This window comes from Terrabacter sp. 2YAF2 (assembly GCF_052114705.1).
GTDB lineage: Bacteria > Actinomycetota > Actinomycetes > Actinomycetales > Dermatophilaceae > Terrabacter.
The window spans coordinates 1-24,630 of the sequence record NZ_JBFRFG010000033.1 but is presented as its reverse complement, the minus strand read 5'-3'; the positions used below and the strand labels follow the sequence as shown (position 1 = coordinate 24,630).

The window sequence follows — 24,630 nt, the reverse complement described above, 5'->3', positions numbered from 1 at the left end:
GAAAGAAAGAGGCCCCTCCCATTTGAGCTTCAGAGAGAGGCTTGGGAGGGGGTCGATTGGCTCCACTGTAGCCGATGGAGCGCTGGGTGCAGGGCCAGGTCGGCAGACCCACCTGCCCGCTCATGGGCACGACCGCGCTGATGGCGGCAGATCCGGGCGTTGGGTCATGGTCATTCGCTTCGCCGTTGGGCACTGGAGTCCGAGGGCCCAGCAATGGCTTGAACGACCTGCCCGTGCGGTCCTGCAGGTGCTAGCGTCAAATCGCCGGACCCGCCAACCCAGGCGCCGGTGGCGAGTGGAGGGCGCGATGTCCGACTACAAGGCAGTAACGCAGGAGATGTTCAGAGCCATAGCCGCTGGCGGAGACGTCGATGAAGCCGTCGACAAGTACATGGCAAAGGACTTCATCGAACATGAGGGGCTCCCCGGGATGGACAACACCCGGGACACGCCTCGGCAGCTGTTCAAAATGATGCACACGGCCCTCACCGACTTCCACGTGGACGTTCACGACCTGCTCCAGGAGGGCGACAAGGTAGTCGCACGGGTCTCGTTCGTCGGCACCCACACCGGCGACTTCATGGGGGTGCCAGCGAGCGGGAACCCGGTCGACATTAGCGCCATCGACATCCTGCAGTTCCGAGGTGACCAATGCGTCGCTCACTGGGGGGTCATGGACATGGCCGGCGCAATGGCGCAGATGGGCGCAGGGCCCCACGCCTAGTTGCGCGTGTTTCTGTTCGGCTCGCGTTCCTATTCGGGCCGCCGACCGTTGCCGTGGTCAGCCGCGGATGGACTTGGCGCGGTCAATCTGGAGCCGAACCGTCGCGCTCTCATCGGCATGTGGGTGAAACTTCTTCCGCGGACTCTCGGCGTGTTTCTTCGTCTGATCGCCTCGGGGGTGGGGATGGTGGGAGAGCGGACATACCCACACAAAAACCGGAACTGACAAAACTGCGGGCTTGATGCCCTGGGGGTCGGCTCCCCACCCCGGCCAGAGGCCATCCACACGAATAGCCGTCACACACACATTTCTGGTCCGCCATCTTCTTCGTGATCTTTGACGTGGCCGGCGTGTGAGCAACCCCCGCGGCGCCGGCATCTCCTTCTCGGACAACGCTTTCGGTGCCGCCCTTTCGGACCGGGTGTGTCGTGCAGCGCGGGGTTGCATCAGCTGCACGGCACACCCACCCGGACCAGGGAAGGGGGTGGCCGTCATGACCCGGGCAACACGAGACCGCATCTGGGACGCCGTCCCCCTCCGCTCCGGCGAGCAGCCCATCGGCGAGGGCCACCCGCTGGACCTGGGCCACCTCGACCCGGCCACCGAAGCCCAGGTCGTCACCCGGCTGCTGTCAGGCGACTTCGACGCCTGGTCCGAGGCCGCCTCCCGGGTCGGTCACTGCGCCAAACCGATCCGGCTGCACGGCCACTCCGACACCGTCGACGTGACGACGGGCGAGGTCGTCTCGAGCTTCTCCTCGGCCGACAGCCCGCTGGGAGTGCTCCACGTGCGGTGCGGCAACCGGCGCGCGGCCGATTGCCCGTCCTGCTCGCGGTTATACGCCGCGGACACGTTCCACCTGATCCGGGCCGGCGTCACCGGCGGCAAAGGCGTCCCCGAGCAGGTCGGCGAGAACCCGCTGGTGTTCGCGACCCTGACCGCGCCCTCGTTCGGCCTCGTTCACGGGACCCGCGGCGGCCGCACCTGCCGCCCCTTCACCGCCAAGGGGCAGGACCGAACGTGTGAGCACGGCCGGGCGACGGTCTGCCACACCAAGCATGCCGACGGAGACGAGCAGCTCGGGCAGCCGCTGTGCCGGGACTGCTACGACTACTCGAGCCACCTCGTCTGGCAGTGGTGGGCGCCGGAGCTGTGGCGCCGGTTCACCATCGACCTGCGCCGCGCCCTCGCCCGGCACCTCGGCGTCCCCGAATCCAAGCTCGCGGACCTGGTGACGGTGCAGTACGCCAAGGTCGCCGAGTACCAGCAGCGCGGCATCGTTCACTTCCACGCCCTCATCCGCCTCGACGGCCCCAAGTCGGTAAACGGGTTCGCCCCTGCGCCGACCGGCCTGACCGCCGCGCTCCTCTCCCGGCTCGTCGAGCAGGCCGCCGCCGGGGTGGTCTTCGACGCGCCGCCGCTGCACGACGGGGATGTGGTGCGCCGGCTGCGGTTCGGCACCCAGCTCGACTCCCGACCGATCGCCACCGCCCGCCGCACGGACGAGCCGGACCGGCCCCTGACCCCGGAGCAGGTCGCCGGCTACCTGGCGAAGTATGCGACGAAGTCCGCCACCGACTCCACCGACACCGACAGCCCGCACGCGCGAAGGCTGCGGGCCACCATCGCGCAGGTGACCGACTGGATCCACTCCGACGCACGCCGCGACAGCATCCCCCTGCGGGAACACCCCTACGGGCTGCTGTGGAAGTGGCGGCACATGCTGGGCTTCCGTGGCCACTTCTCCACCAAGTCCCGCCGCTATTCGGTCACCCTCGGGCAGTTGCGCCACCGACGGGTCCGGTACGAGCGTGCCCTCGCGGCCGCGAACCGCGAGGGCCGGAGCCTCGATGTCCGCGACCTCGACGACCTCCTCCGGGCCGACGTCGAGGAGACCACCCTGGTCGTCGGCCACTGGACGTACGCCGGGAGCGGCTGGGACACCGACGGCGATGCCGAGCTCGCCAAAGCGGCCGCCGCCCGAGCCCGTGAGTATGCACAGTGGAAGGCAGCGCAGAAAGCGAATTCCACGTCACCGCAGGTCGATCGAAGTAGGGGAGAAGGGCAATGAGTGAGACTGAAGTGCTTTGGACCGTGCAGGACGTAAGCGACTTCCTGCGTGTTCCGGTGGCGACGATCTATCAATGGCGAGTTCGTCACGAAGGTCCTCCGGCGATGCGGATCGGCCGTCACCTTCGCTTCGACCCTGAGACCGTCCGAGCCTGGTCTCGGGAGCAGCTGGAGGTCGTCTGATGGCGAGCATCAGCAAGAATCCGAAGGACCCCGGATGGCAAGCCAGGTGGCGCGATCCGGGTGGGCGGCAGCGCAAGAAGAACTTCACCCGCAAGGTCGATGCTCAAAGGTGGCTCGACCAGATGCAGGCGGAGCGGCATCGGGGTCAGTACATCGATCCCCGGGCCGGCAAGGTGCGAGTGCGTGACGTGGCCGAAGCCTGGGCTTCCGGGTTGACGCATCTCAAGGTGTCGACTGCGACCCGCTACCGCGGCCTCGTCAACGGGCACATCCTTCCCCGATTCGGTGGCTGGGCTATCGGAGACCTGAGGCACAGCGACGTACGGGATTGGGTGCGCGATCTGTCGGCGAGCGGTCTGTCGCCCGGAACCGTCCGGCAGGCACACCGGGTGCTGTCACTGATCCTCGCGGAGGCGGTGAAGGACGGACGGCTCTCTCGCAACCCTGCATCGGGCGTGCAACTGCCCAGGGCCGTCCGGTCCGATCCGCGCTTCCTGACCGCCGCCGAGGTCGCCCGCCTCGTCGAGGCAGCCCACCCGAATGGCCTCAGCATGGCGGTCCTCGCGTTCTGCGGCCTGCGGTTCGGTGAGCTCGCTGCGCTCCGGGTGCGTCGGGTCAACCTGCTCCGCCGTCGCCTGATCGTCGCGGAGAGTGTCACCGAGGTGGCCGGCCGTGCAGTCTGGTCGCTGCCCAAGACCAATCGGACGAGGACCGTCCCGTTCCCACCGTCGCTGGCTCAGGGGATCGAGGCGCTGTGCCAGGGGAAGGGGCCCGAGGATCTGCTCTTCACCGCTCCCGAGGGCGGCGTCCTACGCCTGGGCAACTGGCGTCGCCGCGTCTTCGACCCGGCCTGTCGAGCTGCTCGCCTGGTGGACGTCACACCTCACGATCTGAGGCACACCGCTGCATCGCTGGCCATCGCCTCGGGCGCCAACGTCAAGGCCGTTCAGCAGATGCTGGGGCACGCCTCGGCCGCCATGACGCTCGATGTCTACGCCGGCCTGTTCGGCGATGATCTCGACGCGGTCGCACTTGCGCTCGACGGGCTTGTGCCCCCTATGCGCCCCCTCGAGGCCTCCAAGGGCGAAACCCCGCGAGAGTCGAAGGGTGCAGACAGTGCGTGACCTGCGCAAACGCGTGGTGGGCCCCGTCGGGCTCGAACCGACGACCGGCGGATTAAAAGTCCGATGCTCTACCGACTGAGCTAGAGGCCCGGTGGGTGGGGACATTAACAGGGAGAACGATAGGGATAACGCCTGTGTGGTTCACCCGTCCCCAGACAGCAGCAAGTATGCCGTACGGAGCGCCGACGGCGGTCGCAGGGTCCCTCGGCGGCGTTCAAGACGTCGCTGAGCCGGGTCTTCTGGCTGCGGGTACTCAGCCCCGTCGGGCGTGGCGCTCGGCGTCGCGATCCTCACGCCGGCCATCGTCGTCGTATGCCTGGGCGAGGCGGTCGAGCATGGCTCCGGTGCGGGGCCAACGATTGCGCACCTTATCGGCATGTTTACGGTAACTCGCCGCGATCTCGCGCTCCTGGCCGCCGCCGGCGTACATGGTCCGCGAATACACCCCTCGCTGATTCATCCGGTTCATGCGAAGTCCCAGATCAAGGTCGTCATCTTTTTCGTGTTCGATGACGTATCGGACGGCTTCGCAGGGCCACGTGCCATCTGCGTCCGTGAGAGGGGCGGCGAGCGCTTCACCGATGACGACTGATGTGACCCGGTTCCGGTCGAGAGCAGCGAGTTCATGGCGCACCTGGTCCACCCAGGCTTGTACGGCCCCGGTTGTCGGAGGTTCGCCGGGTGTGGTCGTACCGGGGAGGGGCCCATGCCAGCCGTGGAGAAGGCGGAAGGACGCGTCGCTGAACCGGAACTGCTCGTCGGTCATGCCTGACGTGCCGGTGCCATCGAGCGCGTCGGCTGCGTCGGTATCGGGTTGGTCATCCGTCTTGTACACGTTGCTGACTGCGGTGGCGAAGAGCTCGGGCTTGCGGGCCAGTTCGCGGTGAAGGGACCGGGGTTCACGGTAGTCGTCCAGGACGGGCAGGAAGTAGTACTCCAGCCTCGATATGGTCTCATCATCTGTCCCGAGGCGTTCAAGTCGGTCGAGAAGGACGCCGATGCTGTAACTGAGCCCGTGGTAGTCAGGGGTCGGCTCTTCCGTGGTTTCCAGGTCTGCGCTGAGGACCTTGACGATGACGTCGGTACTCGGCCCGGGCTCTTCGGGGGCGGCGGCGGCGACCGTCGCGCTGAACGGGCGGCCGGCGGAAAGGAAACCTTCACAGGCGGCATCGACCGCGTCACCGTCGACGCGATAGGGGTTTGCGCGCTTCCAGAACAGCGCGCGCTGGTGCTCCTCGAGACCATTGACAGTGTCGATGACGGACGCGGATATCGGGAGCGTCCCAAGGAGCACGGCTGCCTGATCGGGGCGGTTGGTGACCTGGTCGGTGAGCCAGGAGGAGTTGATCGAGCGGCGCTGCGCGTACCCCCACGCGACCTCAGAACCGGGCTGGGTGCCGGGGGTGGAGCCATCGGGAAGGAGGTCGAGGACCTGATCGGAGTGGTCGAGGCTCTCGTCGGTGTCGATGTCTGCGAGTGCCTTCCCAACATACCCGGGGACTTCGACACCCCTGGCGAAGGCGGTGACACTCTCGATGCCTCCCGCGGTGAGAAGAGCGCGCACGATGCCGCGTCGGCGTTCGTCGACGGTCTTCCGGGGCGTGCCGGTTGCCCGGGGGTTGGCGCGATGGTCGTCCACGTCGGCCGCGAAGTTGAACAGGGCTTCGTCCTTGGCGGCGTCGAGGTCAAATCCATGAGCCTCAAGGAAGTGCTCGATGGGCTTGAGATCGGCTTCGGGCATCGCCCAGTGGGCGGTGCTGTATCGGCGGTGCTTGTCAACGTCCTCTGCGACCTGCGTCAGGACTTGGGCCTGAGTGGGCTCGTCGAGCTCAGCCCACCGGGCGGTGAGCATGTCGAGGATGCGCGCCATGTCGACCGATGAGAACCGGCTCAGAAGTCCGGCCACGTCACTGAGGTGCGCGGAAGTGACGACAAGAAGGCGGGTGCAGAGCTCGGTCAAAGCGGCCTGGTACTCGGCGCTGGTGGCGTGGTGACGGTCGTTGGGCCAGTCGCGGTAGCGGGGGCCGACATTGACGATGCCACCTCCGCGGCTCTCAACTAAGCCCTTGATCAGGGCGGTGGCGTGCTCGGGAACGGCAGCGATGACCGCGTCGAGGACGTCGATCCGGTTCTCTGCGTTGATGGCCCCGTCGGGTCGCAGGAGGCTAAGGACGGAGACAACGGAGGCGGCGGGGCGATTGTTGAGGGTGCCTCCGGGGTCGAGCACGGCGAGGCGGGCAAGGATGATGGCGACCCGAGCGACGTGGGTGGGAGAGAAGGCGAGGGTCTCGAGGGCCCAAAGGAGTGAGACATGGGGGCTTCTCGTGGTGAGGAGGTCCTTCTTCTCGTTGAACAGCCCCACTACCGAGGGCTCCTCGGCGCGGAGTGAGCTCTCGACTGCATGGAGGAAGGCGTCGGGTGCCGCTTCCGCGAGGAGCTGGAGTTCCCCGGCCAGGGTGAACCACCGGTGTTCATCTGCGTCGTCGAGCAGTTGGCTGACGATCCGCGTGGCGGCTTGCTGGCCGGTGACTGTGCCGGCGGCGATGTGGTCGCCGGTGTTGGAGCCAAGGAGCGCGAGTGTGGTGGCAAGACCCCTTCGCAGCGCATGTGAGTACCGCCGGCGGGGTCGGGTGTCGTCCAACGACAACTTAAGGCGTTCCTCCGCAGTGAGCGCGGCGTCGGGGTCGGGCTCGAGGAGGGCGTCCTTAACTGCCTCAGTGAAGGTGACGAGGTCGTCGGGGGTGACGAGCGAGCCGATGGCGTCCCAGGCGTCCACGATGTCGACGAAGTCCCAGTGTTCGCCGAGGAGGCCGAGGGGCGGGTCTTCGCCGGTGGCGAGGGCGGTGAAGGCTTTGATCAGACCCGGCCAGTTGGTGTGGCGGGTGAGTGCAAGTAATACTTCTCTATCCCCTCCTCTGTCGGCGTTCCAGGCGCCGGCCAAGAGCGCCGAGGCGAGGAGCGGGGCGTCGGCGCCCGACGCCCAAGCGGGGGTCTGGTGCCCATGGCGGTTGAGGCGACGGCGAAGCGTGCCGAGGTTGCGGCGGCCCGCGAGCGCGTAGTCGTGTGCCTTGTAGAAGTCGATGCCGGTCTCTCGCCATGCTTCGGCGGCCTTGAGCGGGTCGAGGGGCTGTAGGCGCCCTTTGTCGTGAGCAGTGCGGGCGACGGTTGGGAGGACGACGTGGTGGCCGAGGTCTATGGCATCGCCTATGGAGTCGGGAATGAACAGCGGAATGAGCACGTGCGGGGTGCGGTGGATGCTCCACCGTCGCCATCCTGCTTCGTCGGCGATGACGATTGCGCGTTCACGAAGCGCCTCAAGGTGTTCGGGGGTGCGCACGTCGGGGTCCGGCTCTGGATCGTCTGCTTCCGTCGTGGTGGGGTCTTTCGGGAGGGGGTCGGGGCCTAGCCGAAGGGCGGCAGCGATGAACGCGACGCCTTCTTCCACGCTGGACGCCGCGACTGTGAACGCCTCTGCGGAAGGCGCATCCAGGGTGTCCAAGAGCCGCGTGACATCTTTGCGGCGGCCGGCGGTGAGGGACGCATCGGGCGTGGCGGGCTGGGTTTGCCTGGACCACCGGGCGAACCAGTCCGGCAGGCTGATGTCGCCGAGCGAGCCTTTGCCGAGGTGTTCGCGGAGCCATCCCTCGGGTCCGAGGCAGTCCTCGAGCCAGATTGCGAGCTCGTCGGCGGTGAGGACGGTGATCTCTTTCCACTGGTCACCGCGGGCCTTCATGTCGGCGATCCACGTGTCGCCCTCGCTCCAACGGCGGTTGGTGACGGCGACATAGGTCGTATTGCGACGGACTTCGACCCGTGTCTCGTCGGTTCGCTTCGCGTAGTCCTCTATGGCCTTCGCGCGTTGCGATTGTTTCGTGCCGATCTCCCAGACTGAGTCTCCAACCGGGACGTACGGGTGGGTGCTGCTTGAGATTGTGATGATGCCGTCGAGGCCGGGTTGGGCGACGCCTTCTGCAGCGGGCATCCGAATCCAGTCAGGACGGACTGAGGCCATGATGAGGCGGCGGACGAGGGTGGGCAGGTGCCCTTCCGAATCGCGGCGGCGAGACCACTCGTCCAGGTCTCCGCTGGTGATGTGGACACCCAAGTCGTCACCCTCTTGTGGCCAACGGTTCCCAATGTGAGCTAGTTCTCGCGTGAGGCCGTTGCTGGTTGCGTCTAGCAAGGCGTAGGCGTAGTGGCGGCGAACGGAACGATCTGGTCATTGCCGACCTACGCGTGCGGTAGACCTTAACGGCCGGGGTGGACGGCAACAACAAGCCGCGGTCCGGCTCGCGCCAAGTAGCCGAGCTGGGCGCCCTCCGCGCGGCGTGTTTCGATGGCTGCTTCGAGCCGACTGCGCCGGTTCCCCCGCAAGGTGAGCAGAGTGAGACCGATTGGCGCTGCCGGTCCCCGCCTTCTCGGCAACTTGTTCCGAGCGGATCAGGCGGCGGGGAGGGTGAGGCCGGGGCGGCGGAAGGCTGCAGTGGGCTCCTGCTGGATGGGGCGGTGGTAGAGCTGCTCTTCCATCTGCTTGATGCTGGAGCGCCCGGAGATGGCGAGGGCGTACTCGGTGCCGTGGGCGGCCAGCCCCTGCTCGACGCGCCACTGGGTGACGCTGCCGGGGGTGAGGTCGCGCTGCCGCAGGCCGACCGCCGTCATCAGCCGCGTGATGATGCCCATGGGGGTGCTGTTGGAGGAGTTGCTCTTGTCCTTGTGCCCGCGGGGCCGGTAGGTGAGCGGTGCGGCGGTGTCGAGGTCGCGCTCGACGGCGTCCCGGGTGAGCTGGCCGAGGACGATGCGCGCGAACCGGTCCAGGTGCAGGACGCGGTCGCCGATGTGCTTGTTGCCGTGCGCGATGACCGTCGTCGGGACCTCGGTGACGTCGAAGTGGTTGAGGGTGGTGTAGCTGGTCTCTCCGGCGTTGCAGCCGGCGTCCATGAGGGCGTAGATGGCGGCGTTGGTGCGGCCGCGGGTGATCGGTGCGTGGTGGAGCTCGACAGCGATGTAGGTGCGCAGCAGGAGGGCCTCGTCCGCGCGCAGGGGGCGGCGCTGCTCTGCGGTGCGGTCGGGAAGGGACGTGATGTGTCGGCAGATGGTCGTGGGCTTGGCGTGATGGCAGCTGACGCCGGCCAGGGCGAGGGTGAGGGCCAGGTTGCGCCAGTGGTGGGAGCGCTCGGCCACGGCGGTGACATCCTCGCCGTCGACCTCGGCCAGATGGGTGACCGCGGCCAGGAGGAGGTCCTGGTTGGCCACGAGCTGCTTCAGGTCCTTCAGGCCGATCTGGACGGCCTTGGCGGTGAGGATGTCGAAGTCTCGGGCGAGCTCGGCGGCGGCGCGCTCCGGGAGGATGCCGAAGGCCTGGTTCAGGTTGAAGAAGGCGTCGCGGGCCTCGGTGAGGGTGAGGGTGCCCAGGACCTCGTCGAGGGGCTGCTGGCGCGCGGCGGCGCTCGCTGCCTTGCGGCGTGTGGCGCTCCTGCTGATGCTCTTGGTGGTGCTCATGGACGTTCTCCCCGGCTGCGGTGTTCGCTGACGGGGTGGAAGGTCCGGAGCCGCGCACGAGGCGCAATCGCCGCGTCGCGGGGGTGGTGCCGTTAGTGGTGTTCCGGCAGGTCAGAGGCATGTTGGGCGCCTCGCGCGAGCGTGCGGGACTGCGCAGCACTGCAGGCCGCGCGGTGGGCCGGTAGGGAGGCGTCCGGTGCTGGCCGGCTAAGCGCAGGTATGCGAAACGCCGCCCCGGCGTGGGCCGGGGCGGCGTCTCGAGAAGCCGGGCTCGGGTCAGGCCAGAGGGCTTCGGGACATGGTCAGGGAGTTGTTGACCATGCCGGCAGCGAGCACATCGAACTCCTGGCCCTCGAGGGTGACCGAGGCTGCTCGCCCCCGAATCGGCATGCTTCGCTTGACATAGGCGTTGAACGCCTCCGAGTCGTTGCGGCGGAAGAACCCCGTGAAGCGGGCGTCGGCGCGGCCGAGGGGCCGCAGCTCCCGACCGGCGACGTCCGGCGCCGGATTGGCAGCCTTCTTCCGGAGCCTCATGGGCCCCTTCCTCGCCCCGGCCGTCTCGCCTGCTTCCTCGGTGCCAGCGGCGGTGGTGCCCTGGTCGGGCTCGGCGCCCTTCTTCTCGGGGTAGGACCGGTGCGTCGTGGGTGCCCAGGTGTGGGTGTACGTCACGTCGCCGTGCTCGCAGGGGATGAGGTAGGTGCTCGTCCGCTGCCACGGCTCTCCTGCGCCCTGGCTGCGGATGCTGCTGAGGCAGGGCAGGTGCTGCTCCTTGACGGGGATATCGAGCTCGGGGTCGTAGCCGACGAGGTAGAGAGAGCCGTCGTCGGTTACGATGCGGTGCTCGCAGACCCCGGTCGCGGTCGTGTGGGAGACGGGGCTGGGCCAGTACGTCTTGCCGTAGACGGCGTCGTAGCTGAGCCTGCTGGTCTCGTAGAGGTTCGTCCCAACCGGCAGCGGCCGGCCGGAGTGGTAGCGCGCGGCGAGATGGTCCTGGCGCAGCACGTGCAGGGCCTGCGTGCCGGGTTTGGCGCCGAGCTCGGCGGCGAGCCGGCGGCTCTTCTCGGTGACGTACTTCCAGTCGAGGACGAAGCGTGCCTCGGCCGGGAGCTCGTCCCAGGCGCCGTCGTCCAGTGGGTCGCCGAGGTCCTCGGCGGTGTCGTCGTGGTCTGGGCCGTCGCCGCTCTTGTCGTAGATGCTCTTGCTGGTGGTCTGGTCGGTGATCTCGCGCTGGGCGACGCTCTTGCCGAGCACCTGGGCGCCGTACTTGGCCATGATGTAGTCGACGGTCCAGCCGGTGATGGCCCGGTCCCAGATGACGTGATGCATGCCGCCTCCGGCGAGGTCCCCGACCGCCTCGATCAGCTCGAGGGCGGCCCACTGCTCGGCGCCCAGCGCCGGGGCGGTGCCGAGCACCACGCGCCCGTACTGGGTCCAGGTGTGCACGGAGACGAAGTTGACGCCGCGTCCGGACTTGTCGTCCTGGGACAAGTCCGTGGTGAAGTTCTGCACGCGTGCGCGTTTCGGGTCGCTCGCGCGGGAGCCGACGAGCCTCCGTCGGGTCGGGTCGTATGGGTCGGTGATGGTTCGCACGTTGCTGAAGGCCTTGAGCAGGGTGCCGTCGCCGTAGATCGCATTCCGATCGTCGGGCTGGGTGAAGTCGCAGGAGTTCCCGGGCAACAGGTTGCCGTGTGCCCAGGCCTGGGCGATGGCGCAGCGGCGGAACATCGCCTGCAGCAGCGGCATCGCGCCGAGCTGCAGGATCCGCTCCCGGAAGTGGTCGACCTGGTCCTTGTTCGGTGGCCCGGCGGGCAGCTCGTGCCCGGTCATCTCGTGGAACCGGTACCGGACCGTGTCCCACAGCTGGCCGTTCTCCAGGAGTCGGATGGACTCGGGCACCGAGGTGGTGATGCGCGCCGACACCGCCACCCCGAGCAGCAGGGTCGCGGGAAAGTTCGCTCGGCGCCCGCGCGTACGGTGCTGGTCGAGCAGATCTTGGACGATCTCGCCCATCAGGTAGAGCGGCTCGAACGCGAATAGGTTCGCCACCTGCTCCTCGTTCGACACCTTCGAGGTACCGGAGCGGTCCCAGCGTGCGGTCTCTGGGGCGTAGGGCATGCGGTGACTCCTTCTGGCGCGCCACCGAGCGCGCCGGACGTGGGTGAGGGGCCGACACCCGCTGCCGGCCGAAGATGTCCGCGAGGTCGCGGCCTCGCCGGTCGCCCCGGAAGCGACATCGGGCCGCTGACCATCGGACATTTCTAGAATCATCGCAAAAAGGACATTCCGCGTCGGGCGAATCGACGAAACTGGCCCCCGCGAGGTGCGGAGAGGCAGGCCCTCCCCGGCGCAGCTCGGCCCGGCTCTGTCAGCAGGTGTCGGGTCTCAGCGTCTCTTGGTCAGGACGTTCCCGACCGGGGTGTGCGGCGTTCCCGAGCGCAAAGCGCCGATGACACGAACGCCGGTGGCTCCTACCGTCGAAGGCAAGGAGGCGCACCATGAACCCTCGACCCAGCGCCCCGGGCCGGGCCCCGCTCGAACCGCAGCCAGACCACCTTGGCGTGAGCAGCAACGGCGCCGACCGTCCGCCCCCAAGCGTGGGAGCGGACTTGCCGACTTCTCGCGTCCGCCCTACTGCATCCGCTGCCGACATGGCCGCAGACGCCCCACCGTCGCACCGCACAGTCACAGCTCACGCCGCCACCGACCCCGCTGCCGTGGTGTCCGACGGAGGCTCAGCCTCCAGCGGCTCGTCTGGCGTATCGGCAGGCGCCGCGTCGTCCTCGTCGGTCGACGCGGCCGTCGGTGCCGCCAGGCGCCGTTGGGAGGAGGGGTCCGAGTTCACCGACCAGACCCTGGCCCGCGTCGGGGAGACCATCACCCGCTTCGGTGCCCGCCTGCGCGCGCAAGGCGTCGAGAAGCCCGAGCAGATCACCTCCGAGCACTGCCGCGGGTTCATCACCGCGCGCACCGCCGCCGGTCGTCCGGCGGAGCTGACCACGCAGCACACCCGCCGCAACTCACTGCGGATGTTGTTTCGCACCTGGCGCGAGCTCGGCCTCACCGAGGGCGACCCCACACTCGATCTGAGCCTGCCGCCGCGCAGCGACACCTCCGCCAGACCCCTGACCGACACGGAGGTCATCCTGTGCCGCGCCGCGACGCGGCTCGGCGAGGCCGGCACAACGACGCTGCAGCGCGCCGTCGCGTGGGCGTTGGGGGAGGCCACCGCCGTCTCCAGCGAAATCTCCACCATCCGCCTCGCCGATCTCGACGACCCCGACTCGCCCCGATGGGTGCACCTGCCCGGCACCCGCCGCCACGACCCGCGCCTGGGCGAACTGAGCGACTGGGGGACACGGATCGTCACCCGGCAGGCCCAGGTGCTGCGCTCGCGGCACGCCCCGGCCACCACGCTGCTGACCTACCGCGGCTCCGGCACCCCCGGACAGGCCAAGGCGCAGGCCGCCGTCTGCAACGCCCTCGGCGCCGTGCTCGACCTCGCCGGGCTGTCTAGCGAGCCCGACGTGCGGCCGGCGTCGCTACGCAACTGGGCCGGCCGGACCCTGTTCGACGGCGGCATGCCGCTCGAGCAGGTGGCCCGCCGGATGGGTGCCCGCAGCCTCGACACCGTCGCCGCGGACCTCGCATTGGAGTGGCGGACGACATGAACCTGCAGCACGCCTCCTCCCTGACCCGGATCCGCGCCGTGCTGGCGTCCCCGACGCTCTACCGGCTCGCCGCCGCCCTCGAACCGGAGCGGCCTGTCGGGCGCCCACCGGCCAACCCGGTGTACGTCACTCTCGCGTACGGGGTCCTGGCCCGGGTCCTGCGCTCCGGGGTCCGGGTCCAGCTCGACCTTCACGAACGGCACACGTGGACGATGGTGCGCGCCCTCTTGGAGCAGGGGCTGGCCGCCAGCGGCGTGGAGGCTCCACCGCCGGGCCTGCACCCGCCCACCTGGGACCACTGGAGATGGCTGCGCGACCAGCACCTGGCTACCGACGAGGGGCTGGCCCGCCTCGGCGAGGCCTTCCCGCCGCTCGCGGTGCGCACCGCCCGCGACATCGGGCTGCTTCTCCCACACGGGCCCGGCAGCCTCACCCACCCCGACCCAACCCGCTGCGTCTACGGCGACGGCACCCTCGTACGGCCCCTCTACCGGCCTCCGCAGGCCACGACCGTGATCGACCCTGACGGCAGCACCCATCTCGCCTACCCGCACCCGCGCACCGGGGAGCTGCTCGAGCACCCTGCCGGACGCTATGACCCGGACTTGCGCGAGCACCACGGCCAGCTCGGTCCGGTCCTGACCCACGGCTACGTCTTCTGGCACGCCCGTGGCCCCGGCCGCTACCAGCGGGTCGTCCTGGGCGCCGACCACATCCCCGAACCCGGCACCGAGGCCGTGACCGCTCTTGGACTGCTCGGCCGGGTCCACCAGGTCGCCGGCGACGGCATCCAAGCAGCGGTCTACGACGGCGCCATGAACGGCATCCACATCGACCAGGTCATGACCCGCTACGGGTACCTCCTGCTTGCCAAACAGCCCACCGGCGCCCCCGGCGACGCCGAGCAGGTCGCATCCCTGGTCCTCAACGACGCCGGGCGCCGCGTCCGCTCCTACCCCCTCGGCACGGTCAGCCACCCCAGACCGCCGTCCCGTGCGGCACCCGACCGGGCCCCGTGCCGGCACCAGCTCGCGGCCATCGGCGGGCGCGTCGTCGACGTCGGGCTAGACGAGACCGGCGATCCCGTCGTCCTCGCCGAACTCGACCGTGGCCCGGTCAAACGCTTCCGGCGCACCAACGGCAGCTACCACTTCAACATCGGCTACCACCTGCACTGCCCCGAAGGCGAGCACACCGTCTGGCTCACCCCGCACGCCGCCGACGGCGACCCCCGCCGACCACAGAACCTGCGCGTCATCCCCGAGACCGACCCCGACTTTCCGCCCATCATCGGCTTGCGCAGCGACGCCGAAGGGTTCCACTCCAACCTCAAACGCACTCTGCTCGTGAACCGGGCCATGTGCCTGGGATGGCGCCGAGGCCTCGTGGAGGTCTACTGCTTCTCCCTGCTCAACAACGCCCTGACCGAAGCCCTCGCGAACGCCGAACCGGCCCGCACCCACGCCAGACGCACCACCCGGCGTCGGACGCGCCCGGAGCACCAGCCACCCGACACGGCCGCCGCCCGCTGACACATCGACCACCCAGCACGCCTCCGACGGCGCCATCCCGGCCTGCTCCGAGCCTCGCCAGACCGCGGAGCGGTACGTCGCGCCCCCCTACGACTGCACTCACATCGCACCCGTGGAGCACCGCCATGACTCCTCATGACAACGACCGTGACCCTGACCGCGACCAGACACGCGAGCCCACCCCAGCAACCAGCGGGTCCTGGCCCGGATCGGACGGCGGCCCAGAGCATCCGCAGCGCCGCATCTTCTACGACGTCGACGAACTCACCCCGGACAGCCGCGGAGCTTGGCTCGTGCGCACCCGGCACACCAGCCACATCTTCCACCTCGACGCCGGCCTGTACCGGCGCGAACCCGACACCGGCGCCCAGCGCTTCGACGGCGACCACGGGTGGCTCGCACTCGCCCGCATCGAGGAGTACCCCCGGGTGGGCGGTCGCTTCCTGATCTGGCTCGAGCCCGCCGTCAATCCGGCGTGGGAGTACTGGCGCATCTCCTCCACCATCCGCGCCATCCTTGGAACCCGGCTCACGTCCGCGCCGGACGCTCCCGCATGGCCAGCCCTCCCCGACAACCTTCCAGAACGGCTCGCGCCGCCCCTCGAGCGCGCAGGACCGTGGGAAGCGAGCCTGGGCACGCACCGCGACTCGGATGCGGAGTCGTCCGCACCCGAGATTGTGAGCCACTACCCGGCCGTCGGTCTGAGGGGTCGCTGGCACGTCACCACGATGGACTCCGACTACACCCTGGACCTCGATGCCGGGACCGCAACCCGCACCCCGCGCAGTGCCGCGCAGTCCCTCGCCGGCGACGGCCGGCCTGTCCGTCTGCTCTCAGTGATCAAGGCACAACTTGGAGAGCCTCTCGTGTTGCGCTTGGACCTGGGTCGTTCCACTGAGCACTCCACCGGGTCGGCCAGCGCGGACGACGACCGCGCTGGGCGCGGCCTGCGAACGGGATATCCCCAGAACTCCTCGATGGCGCCGCTGTCGCCGTCATCCAGCGACGCTCGCCTTCACCCTCCGCGGCTGGTCTTCCGTTACGGCACCCCAGTCCTGCGCATCCGTCCGGCTCCTTGAGCTTGCGCGGCCCCAAGGCCGAAAAGCGTGTGGAGGGCTGCGGGCCAGGCAGATCCCAGCCGGTAGGAATCGTGGCACTCGGGGCCCAGCCGACAGTGGCGAACAAAACGTCGAGTACCCGACCGGAAGCCAGCCCGGGCAGGGGCGCGAGAGCGGGGATTGCTCTCGCCGGCAGGCGCAGGACGTTGGGCCATATCCCGGAACGCGCGTCCGTCGGCGGCGAAGGGGCCGGTGGTGTTGCCACTTGAAATCTGAACAGCGTGTGAACGCAAGAACTGAACCGCGAGAAGACGGCGCCACGCCGTCTACGCGAGGCGATCCCGAACGCGATGGGCCACGAGAGGAGGTGATGAGCCGGCCCATCTGCGACGGCGCTGCCACGGTTTTGAAACGCCTTGCCGCGAGTGAGGCATTCAGAGCATGGAGTCCCCACGCGGCCGGTCTTTGCGCTGTCGGCGGGCAGTGTCTGCGGCCAGGAGTGGGGGAGCTTGTCAGCGCGGGCACGAACTTCGTGCCGGGGCCCTGACCGGGCTGTGAGGGGTGCTCTCACAGGCCCGGTCGCTGCCCCGGGCGCCTGGTCGCCGCTCGCACGCTTGCCGGTGTGGTCGTTCGCCGGCACGGTGTCGGCGCCCACTGGCACCATGCATCCATGGGGACAGGGGACAGCGTGGAGCCCGCGCCGGGGCCGGCGGCCGGCGCCATGACCGGCATCGTCGTCGGCCGTGCAAGCACTCCGAGCCGCCGACTGCGCCGGCCCTCAGTCACCGTCGCCTGCGCGCACTGCGGAACGAGTTTCACTGTCCAGGCCCACCGCGCGCAGGCGGCAAAGTTCTGCTCCCGCACCTGTCAGGGCATGGCCCGGCGCGCAGAGGAGTTCCCCTGTGCAACGTGCCAGGCGCCGGTGCGGCGCAGCACCACGCGCCCCAACCAGAAGTACTGCTCGTTGGCCTGCCGCGACGCCGCCGGCCGTGCCGAGGTGACCTGCCGGCAATGCGGAACTGCCTTCACGATGAAGGCCAGCGAGGCTGCAGCTCGGTTGTTCTGCTCTCGGGCGTGCATGCAGGCCGCCTGGCGATGCGCCTGGTGCGCGAAGCTCGTGCCCACTGACCGGCAGGCCACCTCGCGGTACTGCTCGCAAAGGTGTGACCTCTCTGCGGAACTCGACGGTGAGGCTCAGGCGACCGGCGTGCGGCGCGCCTACTGCTTCGCCTGCCACGCGGTGAAGCCTCAAGAGGCGTTCTACCGCGACAGGACCACGCGAAACGGCCTCGACGCTCGGTGCAAGGCCTGCACCCGAATCAAGTACGAGGAGACCAAGGACGCCTACCGGTTGCGCCGCTACCGGTACAAGGCTGCCGCCGGAGGCCAAATCATCGCGTTCACCCCCGAGCAGAAGGCCGCCCGGTTCGCCATGTGGGGTGGCCGATGCTGGCGATGCGGCATCGCGGAGGCCACCGAGGAAGACCACGTCAAGCCGATCGCGAAGGGCGGCTCGCACTGCCTGGCCAACCTGCGCCCCATCTGTCAGAAGTGCAACACCACGAAGCGTGACCTGTGGCCGCTGCCCTCAGCGTGGTCGTTCCCCGGCTTCCGGCACCCTGACCCGGCGCCCGGCAGCGACCGGGAACGGCGCCGCCCCCGCGAGGATCACCAGGTACACACCTGTCCGCAGTGCTTACGGGTCGCAATGATGCCGGCGTACTGGGCCCGCACCCACATCTACTGCTCGCCCGCGTGCCACTACGTCGCGATGACGCTCCCCCCAGTCGTGCTGGTCTGTGCCGGGTGCCAGCGCGAGGTCACGCTGCCGGGCCACCAGGCCAACGTGAACCGGCGGTTCTGCTCGAACGCGTGCGCCAACCCCTTTCGCGGCAACCGCGCTCGCCGGGCCAGGAACCCGGACGCGGACCAGCTCGCCTTGTGGGATTAGCCGGCGGGCGCGACGGCAGCAGTCACTGTTTTGAGGCTCGGGCATTCGTACTTCTCCGCCTCGCAGCACAAACGCGCCCCTTGTTCCTCGCGTGGATCATGCGCGGGGCGGGGAGTCGAGGGGTCGAGGAGTTGCGCGTTCTTGCCCTCGGTGAGGTCGGACATGCTTACGTATGCGGTGATACGTCGGAGGCCCCCGGGTCCCGCTTGGAAAGCGCCTGAAAGGTCAGGGGGACGACGAAGATGGGCAAGTCGAAGTGGTGGCGTAGACGCCGGTTCTGGGCCGCGATCTGCCTCGTCGAAGTGCTCGGCGCCAGCTCCAGCCGCGCCTGGGGAGCCGTCCTCGTCTTCGGTGTCGACGGCAGCTGAAAACTGACCCCGTGACGGCAGGTGAAATCTGACCCCCTGCCGGATCCTGTCCTCAACTGCGAGGGCGGGAGGAAGCGGGTGTTGTCTGTGGAGGACTGGGCTGAGATCCGTCGACTGCACAAGGCCGAGGGGATGCCGATCAAGGTGATCGCGCGGACCATGGGCTGCTCGAAGAACACCGTGAAGAAGGCGCTGTCCGCGGCGGGGCCGCCGTCCTACTCCCGGGCCCCGTCCGGGTCGGTGGTCGACGCGGTGGAGCCGTTGATCCGTGACTATCTGCAGGGGTGGCCGAGCATGCCGGCGACAGTGATCGCCGAGCGGATCGGGTGGGACCGCTCGATCCGGGTGCTGCGCGACCGGGTCAGCGAGCTGCGGCCGGCGTACCTGCCCCCGGACCCGGCCTCCCGCACCAGCTACCAGCCGGGCGAGCTGGCCCAGTTCGACTTCTGGTTCCCCGATATCCGGCTCCCGGTCGGGGCCGGGCAGCACCGGACCGCGACGGCGCTGCCGGTGCTGACGATGGTGTCCGGGTACTCCCGGTGGCGCGGCGCGGTCCTCGTGCCGACCCGCTCGGCGGAGGACCTGTACGCCGGCTGGTGGCACGTCCTGAACGGCCTCGGCGCGGTCCCAAAGGTGTTGGTGTGGGACGGGGAAGGGGCGGTCGGGCGGTGGCGGGCCCGGCAGCCGGAGCTGACCCAGGCCTGCCAGGCCTTCCGCGGGGTCCTCGGCGCGAAGGTGATCATCTGTAAGCCGGCCGACCCGGAGGCCAAGGGCCTGGTCGAGCGGTTCCACGACCACCTCGAGCGCTCGTTCTTGCCCGGGCGCACGTTCGTGTCCGCGGCCGACTTCAACACCCAGCTGACTGCGTGGATATCGCTGACGAACAACCGTCATATGCGGGTCCTCGGGTGCCGACCCGCGGACCGGGTCGAGGCCGACAAGGCGTCGATGATGCCGCTGCCGCCGGTGGCTCCGGTGACGGGCTGGCACGCCAGCACCCGGCTGCCGCGGGACCACTACGTCCGCCTGGACAGCAACGACTACTCGGTCCACCCCGCCGCGGTCGGGCGCCGCGTCGACGTGGCCGCCGGCCTGGAGCGGGTGGTCGTCACGTGCGACGGGAAGCTCGTGGCCGACCATCCCCGCTCCTGGGCGAAACACCAGTCCTTCACCGACCCCGCTCACGCGACCGCGGCCGCCGCGCTGCGACGCGCGCACGTCGCCGCCTTGTCCGCGGCTGGGGCGCCCCGGCACACGGATGTGCAGGTCCGGGACCTGGCCAGCTACGACACCGCCCTGGGCATCGACACCGGCATCGGTACCGGCATCGACGTCACGGTCGACTCCGATCAGGACGATCGCGATGCTGCGGGCAGCGGGGTGGCGTGATGGCCGCCCGCACCAGCAGCAGGACCACGGCGGGTAGGACGACCGAGCCGGCCCTCGCGGGTCCGGGACGCACAGGGCGTGACGTGAGCAGCGAGCTGGCGTTCCTGACCCGCGCGCTGAAGGCGCCGACACTGCGCGAGGCCGTCCCGCGGCTGGTCGAACGCGCCCGCGCCGAGTCCTGGACCCACGAGGAGTTCCTCACCGCGTGCCTGCAACGCGAGGTGTCCGCTCGTGAGTCCCACGGCGGCGAAGGACGGATCCGCGCCGCGCGGTTCCCCGCCCGAAAGTCCCTGGAGGAGTTCGACTTCGACCACGCCCGTGGCCTGCGGCGCGACCTGGTCGCGCACCTGGGCACCCTCGACTTCGTCACCGCCAAGGAGAACGTCGTCTTCCTCGGGCCGCCCGGCACCGGCAAGACACACCTGGCCACCGGCATCGCGATCCGCGCCTGCCAAGCCGGGCACCGGGTCCTGTTCGCGACCGCGTCCGAATGGGTCGACCGGCTCGCAACTGCGCACCACGAGGGCCGCCTGCAGGACGAGCTGCGCAAGTTCGGCCGGTACCCGCTGCTGGTCATCGACGAGGTCGGCTACATCCCGTTCGAACCCGAAGCGGCGAACCTGTTCTTCCAGCTCGTGTCCTCCCGCTACGAACGAGCCTCCCTGATCGTCACCTCCAACAAGCCCTTCGGCAGATGGGGTGAGGTCTTCGGCGACGACGTCGTGGCCGCCGCGATGATCGACCGGCTTGTGCACCACGCCGAGGTCATCGCCCTCAAAGGCGACTCCTACCGGCTCAAGGACCGCGACCTCGGCCGCGTCCCCGCAGCCACCAACCAAGAAGAGAACTGACATGCAGGGGGTCAGTTTTCACCTGCCGTCAGGGGGTCAGTTTTCGGCTGCCGTTGACATTCGGGCTGCTGGGAGCCTTCCTAGCCCTACCGCCCGGCACGATTCGCCGGCCGGCATCACGGAGACCCCCGGGCAGCTCGGACGTGTCGCATGCTCCGTCATCGCCGGGGCCAGTGGCGATGATGCCTCCACCCGTCGGCCTCCCCGCGACCGGGGTGTCGACGCAGACGTCCTTCACATCCGCTCCGGTGGCTACCGCACCCGAGGTGAGGACTGAGAACCCGCCGTCGCCCCTCGAGCGATCAGGCGAGCGCGTGCCGGCCTCCCCGACCGGGGCGGCGGTGGAGGCATGGGCGATCAGCACGAAACCCTGCGAGGTCGCGGGTGAATGGTTCTATCAGGATGCCTTCCGCGCGGTGTACAAGCGCCGCGGCGCGGCGATCACCGCGTACGGGCAGGAGCTGCAGGACCTGGCAGCTGAGCTGGCCATCGACCCGTCAAACCCTCACGATCCGAACGCCGTCGCCGTCTGGGTGAGCGGTCAGATGCTCGGGTTCCTGCCCCGCGGCACCGCCGCCGAATACGCCCCCGCGCTGGCGGACCTGGCGGAGGAGGGAGGGCACCTCTCGGTCTCCGCCCGGGCATGGGCACGCGCTGACGACAACGACCAGATCTACGCGAGTGCGACCGTCTGGCTGCCGCCGGCTCACGGAGTGCAACCGTTTAATGCCTTCCCCGAGGGTCCCTACCAAGTGCTCCCAGCGGGACGGGCAGTGCAGGTGACCGGCGAAGACGAGCACATGGATGTGTTGCGCCCCTTCGTCAGCGACCGCGAGCGCTACCTCGTGGTGACCCTTCACCTGGTGCAGGAGGCCCGGACACCGCGTTCAACCCCCTTTGAGGCCATCGAGGTCCGCCTCGGCGGTCGACGGGTCGGCACGCTGACCAAGGCGATGTCGGGGCAGCTGCGGGACCTGGTCGCACACGTCGATGGGCTGAGCAGGCTCCCTGCCTGCTGCGCCGTGCTGCGTGGGTCCCCGCTGCGTGCCGAGCTCACCTTGCACGTGGCACGCTCGGCCGACGTCACCAGCCGGTGGCTCGACTCCATCGCGACTGCCTGAGGAGCCCGGGCGCCTCGGGGAGCGGAACAGCCGCCCTGGGCTGGATCCGATGGGTGCACTGGAACGTCAAGCACCTGCATCCCAGCGACGAGCGTGGAGCCGGTCGCTGCGCCGGCGGGGATTGCGCGTGGACGCGGGCGCGGAACGGTGGCCGGTACCCCGGTAGGCGCGCCATTCGCGGCGAAGGTTCCGGTGGGGTGGTCTCTTGAAACGTGAACAGCATGTTCAGACGGCAAGAGGCGAACACTGCGCAGACCCCTCGCGCTGTGTTCGCACGGCGGTCCTCAGCGCGATGGGCCACGAAAGGAGGTGATGAGCCGGCCCATCCGCGACGGAGCCGCTCCGTTTGCCACGGCCCCCAGACGCGTACGAAATAGGGAACGCCCCGACGAGTGCCGGGACGGGCCACGCCGCACGCCATCGGCCGTCGACGGGGCAGGGTGGGCAGCGTGGTAGCCCTCGAGCGCTCGCAAGGGGCTGATCCTCACGTGGCTCCGACCCGGGAGCGTCGAGGTCCACCTCCGTCTCGGCTCCCCGCGACTGTCGCCTTGGCTCCCGCGACTGTCGCCTTGGCTCCCGCGACTGTCGCCTTGGCTCCCTCGGCCGCGCCCCAGCGTCAGGGGCGGTGCATGGCGGGGCCGTCCTTGATGGGGCTGGCACCGTCGGGGGCATCGGTCATGATGTAGGCATGGCCAGTTCGGGGATGACCCGGGCCCATGCGGTCGCTCTCGTGAGGGCGTTTCCGTGGGCGAGTCGGCTTGAGTCCGGCGAGCTGATCGACTTCGCCGTCGAGTTGGAAGCCGACACTCGGGACTGGTCTCCGGCGGCCGCCCAGCAGCATGCGACCCTCGTCGTCTCCTATTGGCAGCAGCGCGCCGAGTCCCAGCACAGGCGCCCCAGGCGCGCCGGCTCGTCGGGCTCGGTGAGCGGCGAGGGTGACCAAACCTGAACGCGACGGCGTATGCGGAGCTGATGGGTCCCGCAGGGGCGGTGTGCGGCTCGCGGCTCGGGTGGCTCTCGACGCGGGCCAACAGGGTCGGGGCGTAGCGGACCTCTTGCATCCAGTGACCGGCGGGCGTGGTCAAGCCAGCGCGGCTTCTACCTTGGCGATGACAGCCGTCTCGTTGGGCGAGGTGTCGTCGGCTGCAGCCGCGGCGTCACGACAGCTTTGTAGGAYCATGGCGCGGTAACCGTCGACGAGTTGGGGAGCCTTTGCCCGCAACAGCGAGACCGCATCGCCCAGTAGCGCCAAGGTACGGGCTTCGACTTCCGCCGGCGTACCCTTCGGCATCTCGGGGAACCCACCCTCGCCGACCAGGGCGGCGACCTCCGGGGGCGAGCCCGCGATCGCCTTCGACGCGGCGAAGGACTCCTTGATGCTGTCGAACATCCCCTTCTCCGCCCGTGACACCCACGCGCTCGCCAGCATCGCGGCCGAGCGCAGGGTGTGGTGCTCGGCATCGGTGAACCCGGTGGCGTCCTGGGTTTCGGCCGGCGGGGTTGGTGCGCTGCTCGCAGCGGCCGCGGATGGCTCGAAGCGCTGCGTCGAGGGGGTGTCGGTCATCGTCGGCTCCTGTTTGGTGCGGTGGCAATCGGTAGGGACGGGGGTCACCCACCCCTGATCCTGCCCGGTGAGCCGGCCGAGTGCTGCTGGTTCACGTCGCGAGTTCCCCGGGTCGACGAGCAGACTGGGGAAGAGACATGGTCACGCGGACGTCCTGCGCGGGCGCACGTGTGGTGGGCACGGGCCGCGACGGACCCAGGAGCCCCCATACGGAGGGGTGTTGTCGGTGTGCCGTCGCTTGTACGCTGTCGCTACGGCGAAGCCGGTCCATGCGCGTGGGGGTCGCATCTCACCGCACAGCCTTCAACGGGGAGGGCCGGAGCCGACCCGCTCCCGGAGGTTCCCCAATGACCGAGGTTCGCCCCTTCCACACCGGCTCACCACCTCAGCTCCGCAACTCGGAGCCCGTCTCTGGTCCCGAGTCCGCGGTCCCCGCCACGGCCGCGCCGGTCTTGAACCGTCTGGTGCGAGCCATCGCCCTCGTCGATGCCCGCTTCGAACACGTCAGCATCGCCCACCCCCGCCTGGACCGGGCCGGGCCGGTGGTCGCGACCAGCCTGCTCGCCGACACGATGGCTGCCGCCCAACTGTCCTGTGAGCAGGGCGGCATCGCTGAGGCGCTGCGTACCGGGCTGCCGGTCATCGTGACCGCCGCCGACCGGGCGACGCGGTTCCCACGCATGCACCCGGTAGCCGGGAACCTCGGAGTGCAGCTGCAACTGGTCGTGCCGTTGGTACACAGGACGCTCCCCGTAGGCGCCCTCAGCGTCTACACCACTGACGATACGACCGTCGACCTGTCGCTGCTGGAGCTGGCGGAGGCACTGGCGCTGCAGGCGGTCGTGGTGCTCGAGCAGGAGCAAATGGTGGGCGACCTCGAAGTCGCAGTGAGCACCCGGCAGCGGATCGGGCAGGCGTGCGGGATCCTCATGTCCCGGTTCGTCCTGTCCGACGAGGACGCGTTCGCCGCCCTGAGACACGTCTCGCAGCACCGGAACGTCAAGGTCCGCGACCTGTCGCTCGAGGTCATAGCCACCGGCACCCTGGCCGAACTGGAGGGCCATCATTGAGCCCTGCCGCACCCCCTGGCGTTCGACGAGATCACACAGGCCGCGAAGGTGCCTGCCCTTGACGGAGTGCCTGGCAGACGTGCCGGCGAGAAGTGCGCACCGATGCGGCGGGAGCTGAGGGCCGCGGTCGCCGAGCGACGGCCCGGCAGGTGACCGTCGACCTGACCTGCCGCGTGCTCGGCGGAATACGGCACACCAGCGGCGTGTGCGGACGTTGTCGGCTCAAAGCGCGCCGTGGGCTCGGGGATGGCGTCGGCGGACTGGGACAGGGTGATCAGCAACACCGCCATCCGACTACGGATGGCGGCCGCTTCMCTGTGGTTCAGTGGGCACCGTGAAATTGCTACTCACGTCCGGGGGAGTCACGAACCCGAGCATTCATGAGGCGCTCGTCGATCTGTTGGGCAAGCCGGTCGAGGAGGCAAGAGCGCTCTGCATTCCCACCGCTCAGTGGGGTC

Annotated in this window: 16 protein-coding genes, 1 tRNA gene and 2 pseudogenes; 14 read left to right on the top strand and 5 right to left on the bottom strand. The window is 69.3% G+C overall.

Annotation, left to right across the window (positions count from 1 at the left end):
- The first annotated feature begins 307 nt into the window (after positions 1 to 307).
- The 4 genes from AB4030_RS21605 to AB4030_RS21590 all read left to right on the top strand — a co-directional run bounded on the left by AB4030_RS21605 (position 308) and on the right by AB4030_RS21590 (position 4,101).
- On the top strand, positions 308 to 724 hold the full coding sequence (locus AB4030_RS21605) for an ester cyclase (RefSeq protein ID WP_442281258.1): 417 nt from the start codon (positions 308 to 310) through the stop codon (positions 722 to 724).
- Positions 725 to 1,217: 493 nt separating this feature from the next.
- Positions 1,218 to 2,795: a replication initiator gene (locus tag AB4030_RS21600; protein WP_442281257.1), complete on the top strand. Its 1,578-nt coding sequence runs from the start codon at positions 1,218 to 1,220 to the stop codon at positions 2,793 to 2,795.
- Entirely contained in the window at positions 2,792 to 2,977 is a 186-nt protein-coding gene (locus AB4030_RS21595) for a helix-turn-helix domain-containing protein (protein ID WP_442281256.1), read from the top strand. The genes AB4030_RS21600 and AB4030_RS21595 overlap by 4 nt, the downstream gene beginning before the upstream one ends.
- Positions 2,977 to 4,101 (top strand): tyrosine-type recombinase/integrase, encoded by a 1,125-nt coding sequence (locus tag AB4030_RS21590; RefSeq protein ID WP_442281255.1) that lies wholly within the window; start codon positions 2,977 to 2,979, stop codon positions 4,099 to 4,101. Before AB4030_RS21595 ends, AB4030_RS21590 begins: the two co-directional genes overlap by 1 nt.
- Positions 4,102 to 4,115: 14 nt before the next feature.
- On the opposite strand, the gene AB4030_RS21585 is transcribed toward AB4030_RS21590, so the two are convergent.
- The 4 genes from AB4030_RS21585 to AB4030_RS21570 all read right to left on the bottom strand — a co-directional run bounded on the left by AB4030_RS21585 (position 4,116) and on the right by AB4030_RS21570 (position 11,715).
- Positions 4,116 to 4,191: transfer RNA gene (locus AB4030_RS21585), tRNA-Lys, on the bottom strand.
- Between the two features lie 163 nt (positions 4,192 to 4,354).
- On the bottom strand, positions 4,355 to 8,206 hold the full coding sequence (locus AB4030_RS21580) for a hypothetical protein (protein ID WP_442281254.1): 3,852 nt from the start codon (positions 8,204 to 8,206) through the stop codon (positions 4,355 to 4,357).
- A gap of 335 nt (positions 8,207 to 8,541) precedes the next feature.
- Positions 8,542 to 9,600 carry a hypothetical protein gene (locus tag AB4030_RS21575; protein ID WP_442281253.1) on the bottom strand — a complete coding sequence of 353 codons (1,059 nt, stop codon included), beginning with the start codon at positions 9,598 to 9,600 and terminating at the stop codon, positions 8,542 to 8,544.
- Between the two features lie 276 nt (positions 9,601 to 9,876).
- The gene (locus tag AB4030_RS21570; protein ID WP_442281252.1) at positions 9,877 to 11,715 is read right to left on the bottom strand and encodes a hypothetical protein; all 1,839 of its coding nucleotides are present in this window, start codon (positions 11,713 to 11,715) and stop codon (positions 9,877 to 9,879) included.
- 533 nt (positions 11,716 to 12,248) lie between these two features.
- Between AB4030_RS21570 and AB4030_RS21565 the strand changes: the two genes are divergently transcribed.
- The 8 genes and pseudogenes from AB4030_RS21565 (at position 12,249) to AB4030_RS21530 (ending at position 21,538) form a co-directional block, all read left to right on the top strand.
- Positions 12,249 to 13,268: a tyrosine-type recombinase/integrase gene (locus AB4030_RS21565; protein ID WP_442281251.1), complete on the top strand. Its 1,020-nt coding sequence runs from the start codon at positions 12,249 to 12,251 to the stop codon at positions 13,266 to 13,268.
- Positions 13,265 to 14,800: a hypothetical protein gene (locus AB4030_RS21560; protein ID WP_442281250.1), complete on the top strand. Its 1,536-nt coding sequence runs from the start codon at positions 13,265 to 13,267 to the stop codon at positions 14,798 to 14,800. Before AB4030_RS21565 ends, AB4030_RS21560 begins: the two co-directional genes overlap by 4 nt.
- A 125-nt stretch (positions 14,801 to 14,925) precedes the next feature.
- The gene (locus AB4030_RS21555; protein ID WP_442281249.1) at positions 14,926 to 15,879 is read left to right on the top strand and encodes a hypothetical protein; all 954 of its coding nucleotides are present in this window, start codon (positions 14,926 to 14,928) and stop codon (positions 15,877 to 15,879) included.
- Positions 15,880 to 16,528: 649 nt separating this feature from the next.
- Complete coding sequence (locus AB4030_RS21550; RefSeq protein WP_442281248.1) at positions 16,529 to 17,809, top strand: HNH endonuclease; 1,281 nt, start codon at positions 16,529 to 16,531, stop codon at positions 17,807 to 17,809.
- A gap of 242 nt (positions 17,810 to 18,051) precedes the next feature.
- Entirely contained in the window at positions 18,052 to 18,177 is a 126-nt protein-coding gene (locus AB4030_RS21545; RefSeq protein ID WP_442281247.1) for a hypothetical protein, read from the top strand.
- A 78-nt stretch (positions 18,178 to 18,255) separates the two neighbouring features.
- Positions 18,256 to 19,566, top strand: a complete 1,311-nt coding sequence (gene istA, locus AB4030_RS21540; protein WP_442281246.1) for an IS21 family transposase — start codon at positions 18,256 to 18,258, stop codon at positions 19,564 to 19,566.
- 77 nt (positions 19,567 to 19,643) lie between these two features.
- Positions 19,644 to 20,417 (top strand): annotated as a pseudogene (gene istB, locus AB4030_RS21535) (IS21-like element helper ATPase IstB); the annotation flags it as partial.
- Between the two features lie 266 nt (positions 20,418 to 20,683).
- Entirely contained in the window at positions 20,684 to 21,538 is an 855-nt protein-coding gene (locus tag AB4030_RS21530) for an HIRAN domain-containing protein (protein WP_442281245.1), read from the top strand.
- 1,081 nt (positions 21,539 to 22,619) lie between these two features.
- On the opposite strand, the gene AB4030_RS21525 is transcribed toward AB4030_RS21530, so the two are convergent.
- Positions 22,620 to 23,102: a hypothetical protein gene (locus AB4030_RS21525; protein WP_442281244.1), complete on the bottom strand. Its 483-nt coding sequence runs from the start codon at positions 23,100 to 23,102 to the stop codon at positions 22,620 to 22,622.
- Positions 23,103 to 23,449: 347 nt separating this feature from the next.
- On the opposite strand from AB4030_RS21525, the gene AB4030_RS21520 reads away from it, so the two are divergent.
- Positions 23,450 to 24,172, top strand: a complete 723-nt coding sequence (locus AB4030_RS21520) for a GAF and ANTAR domain-containing protein (protein WP_442281243.1) — start codon at positions 23,450 to 23,452, stop codon at positions 24,170 to 24,172.
- Positions 24,173 to 24,506: 334 nt separating this feature from the next.
- A pseudogene (locus AB4030_RS21515) lies at positions 24,507 to 24,630 on the top strand (peptidase E); the annotation flags it as partial.

Excerpts from the sequence above, each read along its gene's own strand:
- AB4030_RS21605 (WP_442281258.1), top strand. The coding sequence starts at position 308 with ATGTCCGACTACAAGGCAGTAACGCAGGAGATGTTCAGAGCCATAGCC.
- AB4030_RS21600 (WP_442281257.1), top strand. The coding sequence starts at position 1,218 with ATGACCCGGGCAACACGAGACCGCATCTGGGACGCCGTCCCCCTCCGC.
- AB4030_RS21595 (WP_442281256.1), top strand. The coding sequence starts at position 2,792 with ATGAGTGAGACTGAAGTGCTTTGGACCGTGCAGGACGTAAGCGACTTC.
- AB4030_RS21590 (WP_442281255.1), top strand. The coding sequence starts at position 2,977 with ATGGCGAGCATCAGCAAGAATCCGAAGGACCCCGGATGGCAAGCCAGG.
- AB4030_RS21575 (WP_442281253.1), bottom strand. The coding sequence starts at position 9,600 with ATGAGCACCACCAAGAGCATCAGCAGGAGCGCCACACGCCGCAAGGCA.
- AB4030_RS21570 (WP_442281252.1), bottom strand. The coding sequence starts at position 11,715 with ATGCCCTACGCCCCAGAGACCGCACGCTGGGACCGCTCCGGTACCTCG.
- AB4030_RS21565 (WP_442281251.1), top strand. The coding sequence starts at position 12,249 with ATGGCCGCAGACGCCCCACCGTCGCACCGCACAGTCACAGCTCACGCC.
- AB4030_RS21560 (WP_442281250.1), top strand. The coding sequence starts at position 13,265 with ATGAACCTGCAGCACGCCTCCTCCCTGACCCGGATCCGCGCCGTGCTG.
- AB4030_RS21555 (WP_442281249.1), top strand. The coding sequence starts at position 14,926 with ATGACTCCTCATGACAACGACCGTGACCCTGACCGCGACCAGACACGC.
- AB4030_RS21550 (WP_442281248.1), top strand. The coding sequence starts at position 16,529 with ATGGGGACAGGGGACAGCGTGGAGCCCGCGCCGGGGCCGGCGGCCGGC.
- AB4030_RS21545 (WP_442281247.1), top strand. The coding sequence starts at position 18,052 with ATGGGCAAGTCGAAGTGGTGGCGTAGACGCCGGTTCTGGGCCGCGATC.
- AB4030_RS21520 (WP_442281243.1), top strand. The coding sequence starts at position 23,450 with ATGACCGAGGTTCGCCCCTTCCACACCGGCTCACCACCTCAGCTCCGC.